The organism is Kocuria sp. ZOR0020 (assembly GCF_000800955.1).
GTDB classification, from domain to species: domain Bacteria; phylum Actinomycetota; class Actinomycetes; order Actinomycetales; family Micrococcaceae; genus Kocuria; species Kocuria subflava.
In genome coordinates, this window is record NZ_JROX01000366.1 from 1 (window position 1) to 1,743 (window position 1,743).

Consider the following 1,743-nt stretch of genomic DNA (forward strand, 5'->3'; position numbering starts at 1 on the left):
AGGGCGGCGACTGCGCGGGCGATCCACTGGCGGTCCCGCGGCAGGAACGATCCACCCAGCAGCACCACCAACCCGCCGAGAAAGACGACGATCTCGGGCAGCAGCAGCTCCGGGCGCATCTGCATCGAGGCCTCCACCGGCTACCTCCCCACCAGGCTCACGAGGGCGGTCGAGGCCGGCTCGATCACCTCGAGCAGCACCCGGGGCAGCACGCCGATGAGCAGGGACAGGCCCAGCAGGGGACCGGCGGACCACAGCTCCTGCGCCCGGAGGTCCGCGAACCCGGGGGTGTGCCCGGCCGCGGGGCCGGTGAAGACCCGCTGCAGGGCCCGCAGGAACAGGGCGGCGGTGACCAAGATCCCCGGCAGGGCGACCGCGGTGACCGGGGCGACCGCGATGCTGCCGGCGAAGATCTGGAACTCGGCGATGAACCCGGAGAACCCGGGCAGGCCCAGGGAGGCGAAGGCCCCGACCGCGAACAGCGCCGCGTAGCGCGGGGCCGGGGCGGCCAGCCCACCGTAGGAGCCCATGTCGTAGGAGCCGGCCCGGTCCTGCATCACCCCGGCGAGCAGGAACAGGGCGGCGGTGATCAGCCCGTGGCTGACCATCTGCACCACCGCCCCGGTGACCGCCACGGAACGGGCCTGGGCGGCGTCCTCGGCGAGGACCCCGGCCGCGCCCAGGGCCAGGACGATGTAGCCCATGTGGTTGACGGAGGTGTAGGCGATCATCCGCTTGATGTCCGTCTGGGCCAGGGCCACGAACGCCCCGTAGAGCACCGAGACGATCCCGACCACCACGATCACCCAGGCCCAGGCGCGCCAGGCCTCGGGCAGCATCGGCATGGCGATGCGCACGAATCCGTAGGTGCCCATCTTCAGCAGCACCCCCGCCAGCACGGCCGAGCCGATGGCCGGGGCGTCGGTGTGGGCCGGGGGGAGCCAGGTGTGGAAGGGCACGGTGGGGGTCTTCACGGCCAGGCCCACCAGGATCGCCGCGAGCACCAGCCCCCCGGTGAGCGGGTCGCCCGCCAGCGGCGCCGCGGCGACGAGCTCGGGGATGTCGAAGGTGTGCGGGGCCGCCGCCACGTAGAGCCCGATGAAGCCCAGCAGCAGGGCCAGGGAGCCCAGGAACGTGTAGAGGAAGAACTTCAGCGCCGACCGGGCCGCGTGGCCGTGGCCCCACCCGGCGATCACGAAGTACATGCCCACGATGGATAGGTCGAAGAAGACGAAGAACAGGATCAGGTCGGCCGCCACGAACACCCCGAGGCTCACGCCCTGCAGGAACAGGAAGAGTGCGGCCTGCACGCGCGGCCGGTCCGCGTCCCGCAGGGCGTAGACGGCGCAGGCCAGGAACACCACGGCCGTCATGGCCAGCAGCGGCAGGGAGAGCCCGTCCACGCCCACGTGGTAGCTGCTGTTGACGCCGGGGATCCACGGCACCTGCTCCTCGAACGCCAGCCCGTTGGGTCCTGGGTCCTCGTAGCCGGCCCACAGCACGCCCACGAGCAGCAGCTCCACGACGGACACCACCACCCACGCCCAGCGCGCGGCCGCGGGCCCGATCGCGGGCACAGCGGCCAGGACGGCGGCGGCCACCAAGGGCAGGAAGACGATCAAACTCAGCATGCTCATCCCATCACGGCGTAGACGGACCAGGCCACGACGCCGACGGCGAGCACCGCGACGGCCTGGAGGAAGTACTGGTGGACGGCCCCGGTCTGCGGGGCCCGGGCCAGCC

The 1,743-nt window shown here is 72.3% G+C and carries 1 protein-coding gene; it reads right to left on the bottom strand.

The window, feature by feature from the left end:
- Positions 1–140: 140 nt before the first annotated feature.
- A complete protein-coding gene (locus tag L979_RS13790; protein WP_047692831.1) occupies positions 141–1,631 on the bottom strand; it encodes a NuoM family protein in 1,491 nt (496 codons plus the stop codon).
- Positions 1,632–1,743: the final 112 nt, after the last annotated feature.